Origin of the sequence: Candidatus Seribacter sulfatis, assembly GCF_964187635.1 — a bacterium.
GTDB lineage: Bacteria > Verrucomicrobiota > Verrucomicrobiia > Opitutales > Seribacteraceae > Seribacter > Seribacter sulfatis.
The window spans coordinates 1-5320 of record NZ_CAXLMO010000041.1 but is presented as its reverse complement, the minus strand read 5'-3'; the positions used below and the strand labels follow the sequence as shown (position 1 = coordinate 5320).

General features: G+C 43.6%; 6 protein-coding genes. All 6 read right to left on the bottom strand.

Annotated elements, in window-relative coordinates:
* On the bottom strand, positions 1-1288 hold a 1288-nt coding region (locus tag ACKPQ5_RS04880; protein WP_407677981.1), incomplete at its 3' end, for a sulfatase family protein.
* Positions 1289-1350: 62 nt separating this feature from the next.
* Positions 1351-1833 carry a hypothetical protein gene (locus ACKPQ5_RS04875; protein WP_407677980.1) on the bottom strand — a complete coding sequence of 161 codons (483 nt, stop codon included), beginning with the start codon at positions 1831-1833 and terminating at the stop codon, positions 1351-1353.
* Positions 1830-2894 (bottom strand): sialate O-acetylesterase, encoded by a 1065-nt coding sequence (locus ACKPQ5_RS04870; protein WP_407677979.1) that lies wholly within the window; start codon positions 2892-2894, stop codon positions 1830-1832. Before ACKPQ5_RS04870 ends, ACKPQ5_RS04875 begins: the two co-directional genes overlap by 4 nt.
* 45 nt (positions 2895-2939) lie before the next feature.
* Positions 2940-4448: a hypothetical protein gene (locus ACKPQ5_RS04865; RefSeq protein ID WP_407677978.1), complete on the bottom strand. Its 1509-nt coding sequence runs from the start codon at positions 4446-4448 to the stop codon at positions 2940-2942.
* Between the two features lie 97 nt (positions 4449-4545).
* Positions 4546-4761 carry a hypothetical protein gene (locus tag ACKPQ5_RS04860; protein WP_407677977.1) on the bottom strand — a complete coding sequence of 72 codons (216 nt, stop codon included), beginning with the start codon at positions 4759-4761 and terminating at the stop codon, positions 4546-4548.
* Positions 4762-4921: 160 nt separating this feature from the next.
* The coding region (locus ACKPQ5_RS04855; RefSeq protein ID WP_407677976.1) for a hypothetical protein at positions 4922-5320 on the bottom strand (399 nt) is incomplete at its 5' end.

Genomic DNA, 5320 nt, shown 5'->3' with positions numbered 1-5320 from the left:
CGGTTTGCTTAGTCCATTTTGACAAGAGTGCACGGGCCCGCTTCAGGGCCTTTTGATGTTTTTCATCCGAGACGAGATTGCGTAACTGATGAGGATCCTTTTTAACCTGAAAGAGTTCTTCGGTTGGACACGGATTGGCGAAAACTTGTTGCTGGTCCGGCTGAGTCTTGCCAGCGGCATGTGCTTTCCACAGTTCCTCACCTGCAGGGTAGTGATCATCTGATTCATAACAAAGGTTGGGCTGATTAGGAAAATTGTTCTTAATGTATAGGTAATCTCCAAAGCGAACCATACGCTCATGATTTCTGTAAACATGCCAATTATGTTCAGCAAAAACCACTTCCCTTATGGCTGTTTCCGGCTTTTTAAAAATAGGCAGAAAGCTTCGTCCCTGCACACACTCCGGAGACTTCACGCCGGCAAGCTCCAGGCAGGTGGCACTCAGATCGATAACGCTGATCAAACTCTGGGTAACCGAGGGACTTTTAATAACCTCAGGAAAATGGACCACCCACGGCGTCTTTATTCCACTGTCATACATACGTGATTTGCAACGGGGAAAAGGACGGCCATTATCTGCGGCAACTACGATCATGGTATTTTCAAGAACACCCTGTTTCTTAAGCTCAGCAGTCACCAACCCGATGTAATAATCAAAACGGCTGACTTCATGATAGTATCCCGTCAGGTCCTCACGAGTAACCAGTGTATCGACCAGGTACGGAGGGATAATCACATCCTCAGGATCATACTTGGGTGCTTCTTTGGTAATACTCCAGGCACGATGGGCATCGGTCGAGGCAAACCAAAAAAAGAAAGGTTTATCTTTAGGGCGATCCTGTACATGACCGAGCCAATCCTCTTCCTTCCCGGGCCCACCGCCGCCGGTGATTCGGTCGAAGGCTCTGTCCTTATTTGCAAACATATGATTCTTTCCCGAGAGGACGGTGTAATAACCAGCCTCACGCAATAGTTCTGGAAAGCGGACTTGCTGCTGTGGTAACCGGACATGCAATTCAGGAGCTCCAGTATTATGGGGATAACGGCCCGTAATGATACTGCATCGGGACGGACTGCAACTGCTTGTGGTAAGATAAGCATTATCAAAACGCATACCATTGGCAGACAGTGAATCAATATGTGGGGTCTTGATTACCGGATGTCCGTAGCATCCGAAATCATCCTGCGATACATCATCGGCAATGAAAAAGACAATATTGGGCCGCTCCGAGAAACCAAGCAGATTGAAAGCGGCAGATAGAAGAAATCCCAGAATCTTAAATTTCATATCGCTTTAGGGAAAACAGGTTTGCCCTATTGGTCGAGTTTCAAGATAGAGAACAACAATATTTATTTTTTGATCGGTTGAACGCCGTTTACATAAACAACATTGTACCCCCCGTCTTGGTTGTCTTTATGCGACAGCCCATCGTAGGAATTTTTCGCTAAATAAAATCGACATAACTGCCCCTTTTTAGGCTGTGGATAGAAAGATTGCCCTCCGGGTGGTTGAAAGCCAATGCCTTTCCATTTGCGGCTCCAATAACGAACATATACCAAGCTTTCTGAAATCTTGCCCTTCTCCACTTTTTCAACTTTCACCTCCGCCACCTTATGATCATATTCGTAACCGCTTACCAATGGAATCCCTTCCCGCTCCTTGTAAGAATAAATCGCTTGTACCTTACCGACCACAATATGAGTGGCAATGCTCTCTAACTGTTGCTTGGAAGAAGGTGCTTTTGCAGCCTGAGACAAAGGAGCGGAAAAAAACTGAATTGTTGCGAAAGTTACTAGATAGAAAAAATCTTTTCTACATAGGAAGATATTCATTTTTTCAATAGTGCAACCATCGCATTCCCCATGAGCAGTCCGACATTCATGTAGGTCTTGGCATTTCCTCCATAATGAGCATTGGAAGAGGAGCCCATGCTGATTGGGTTAGTGTACACCACAGCGACTTCACCCTTATGCGAATCTCCAAAAGCAAACATTCCGTCGAGAATTAGCTTCTCATTTCCGGTTGCGGTTTCTTTTTTAGTTTGACCCAGAGTGGCCACCACCATTTTCGCTTTCGGAGCATTAAATTCTTTACGCAATTCTTTAAAAAGTTGCTTCAAGTTTTTACCATAAACTGTGGAATGAGCTTCGTTGTAGCGGTCTTTATCACCCTGCCACCAAAGAAATCCTGCGACCTCATACTTCGTCGCTCCGGGGTAATGCTTATCCAATTCAGACAATACTTTTTTGGCCCTGGCGACATCCCCCAAGTATTGAAGTCCAGCATGCCAAGTATGACTAGGAGGCTCCGGCGTATCGCCTTTGGTCCAGCTTGGATGCCGGACTTCATCGTTATGAGCAGGCGTCACCAAAGTAACTTTTTTCCCCGTTTTCTTATCCGTGGTCTCAACCTCATGCCTTGGACTACCCGGAGGCAGCAAGTCCCATCCAAGGCTTCGGTTTCCGATCGAACTTTTAAGGATCAAAATCGGTTCGTCATACGCATTTCCAAGTTGATGCCCAATGCCCTGCTCAATTCCAATTTTGCTACTCGAAACTGTCAGCCAATCGTTTCGTCGTACGCCTCCGCGACCATCAGGTCCTCCGCTTCCCTGAGTATGAACATTGCGCACATCCTTGCGGCTTGTCCAAACACCCGCTTCATCCACCATAAAAGGGTAAAGTTTTTCCTTCTTTACTGCATACTCCAAAGAACCTTCCTTGTCCCCTTTAACCTTACCCATTTCCAAAGTGTTAGACTGCCCCATGATAATAAAGACCTGAACCGGTCTGGACATATCTGCTGATTTTCCATCAGGATCCGATATTGCTAAAAGTTGATTGTGAGAAGTTATTAGTAAGCTAACATTGAGAATTAAATAGATAGTTTTCATGTTATTTTATAAAATATATTAAAAAATTTCCTAACTATTCACTATTCAAGGCTTCTCAGGAATATTTTTGTGCTCATGATTGTGAGGGACAGTCTTGGGAATTTCCAAATCTTCAAATGCCTCATAAGGTTGAATCATTCTGTCCACTTGTTGCCCAATAGTAAACATAGCCACACCAACCAGACTCGGTACTGCCGCTCCCATGAGAATTTTTGATTTGTGAGAATAAGCGGAATTTCCAACGGAAAGAAGGCCATCTTCGGTCGGTGTTGTGACCATCGCTTCACCAAGTGCACCTTCCGGAAGAAAAAAATCGAGCATCGATAGAGCCGCAAAACGATCATCTCTTTTATGTTCTTTTTCAGGTGGGTTTTCGACTTCAATCGCTTCTTTGATAAACTTTCTTAACTCCGTCATCAAAACAGGGGATAAATATGAAATGGCAGTGCCCTGCTTAGGAAGTCCTTTGGTCTTGGCAAGGAAAACAGGGTCAGACGCAAGCTTTGGCTTTTTGGAAAAGAGACCTGCCGCAAATTCTTTGCTAGTGGTGGCAATCAATTTTCCACTTGGGCGATGGTGTGCAATCATGGCATTCTGCAAACCGAATTGTTTAATTTCCTTACGGTCTCTTTTAGAAAAAGCTTCAGATTCGATAGAAAGCTTCAAGCCTATCCAGTTTGCATTATCAATAACTTCAAAAGGAGGCACTCCCTTTCCGCCTTCGGCCATTTCCGCCTCTAACAATTTTATCAAATTCCCAGCTAACCATCCCAAATTATCGACTAGAATAGCACCATGAATTTGAGGCATGGCCAAATCCTTGTTTTCCACACGAATCATCTTCGAAGGATCAGCATCAATAATGACCATGATATTGGTATCCAGGTCCTTGATTATTTTTTCACCGGTAAAAGTGAGAGGAGGAGGCAATGGTTGTTTCATCATGCCATCTACCATCATTTTCATCATCATACCTTGCGGTCCCAGAGGCATCTTTCCGCCCTGCTCAGGCGATCCGCCAAGCACGCCCATAACTACTTCATTATAAAAAGTTTTTAGTTTGATATCCTGCTGGATCACTATATCGGCACCTGAAGGAGCAAGCTGTAGAACTTCAAACGGTTTCGCTTCGTCGCCAAACATGGAGAGAAATCCCCTCACACCGTTCGGGGCATGAAGATAAACTTTGTTGCGAAATCCTTCCTCTAATTGAATGGAACTCAGCCCCAATGCGGAAATTGAATCCAAACCGGAAATTTGCATCAGGGCTTCAATATCAACATCTGGTATATGGGCACTTACACCCTTATCAATTTCCTTCATTCCAGACATGAAGGAGTTCACAAACTTGGCTAAGCCGGAGAGGTCCCCATCTACGCTGACATATCCGTAAAGAACGCCACCCAAATCAAGTTGGTCAGCAACTTCTTCAAAACGTTCCTTGTCAGACCCTGGATTTGTGGAAGCGTTTAACTTTGGGTTTACGAAGATGGTGGAAAGAATTATTACAAAACAAAGCTGAAAAGAGGAACAAAACGATTGTAAGCAGGTCATGGCATGTGGAGGTAAGGAGGATTTTGAATGGATAAGTTTTAAGGTTAGGATAGAATAAGAAAGTGTAAATATTAAAAATAGATTTAATTACTTTTACTTATAAGCCTCTACTTTTTGCAAGTGTGCCCAATGAATAAATACCAAACCAAGGCAGGCTATATATAAAGGCAAGTAGCCAACCGAAAAACATGGTGGCTAATCCCGAGGCACCATCGCTGTCCAATCCTTTGGGCGGTTCTTTATTTTGAGCCATAAGATCCGCGATGTGTTGATGGTAGAATATAAAAGTCCCATAAATGAAAACCCATCCCATGCCTACGAGTAAGAGTAATAAAAGCCACCAAGCTGGTTTTTGATTCTTAAACCTGTAAATTAATAAGATTAATGGCTAAGTCAGAAATAATCCAAGGGAGAGGAGATACAAGATTTCATTCATAATAAAATTTTTCGTTTGGATTCAAAACGCGGGTTATTTAGAGCTTTTGAATTTTCTCATCTTCGGGAAACAGTTGCTGGACTAACGAACGCAGATTTTGAGATTTGAAATAACTTTGGCCAACAACCCTTCCATTCAGATAGTACCTCAATTCATTGCAACTGAAACAGATAAGTAGATCGACCTGATTCTGTTGGTCACTAAAACGAAAGGCTACCCCCGGTCGAAAGAGACAATCCATCGGAATGGCGTTACGCAAATAGGTGTCATGATCTTCTATAATTGAAGAAAGTTCTTTTCTTGACGCGGAGTTCAAGGCTTCGGCAGCTGAAATGATCTCATAACCATGCAAGGAATGACCATCCTTCGCTTTGCCTTCTCCAGGATAAGAATCGTCCACACGCAGGACTTCGCAAGTCGTATTAGGATTTTTGAA

Coding starts and splice junctions, on each gene's coding strand:
- ACKPQ5_RS04875 (WP_407677980.1), bottom strand. CDS start 1,833: ATGAATATCTTCCTATGTAGAAAAGATTTTTTCTATCTAGTAACTTTC.
- ACKPQ5_RS04870 (WP_407677979.1), bottom strand. CDS start 2,894: ATGAAAACTATCTATTTAATTCTCAATGTTAGCTTACTAATAACTTCT.
- ACKPQ5_RS04865 (WP_407677978.1), bottom strand. CDS start 4,448: ATGACCTGCTTACAATCGTTTTGTTCCTCTTTTCAGCTTTGTTTTGTA.
- ACKPQ5_RS04860 (WP_407677977.1), bottom strand. CDS start 4,761: ATGGGATGGGTTTTCATTTATGGGACTTTTATATTCTACCATCAACAC.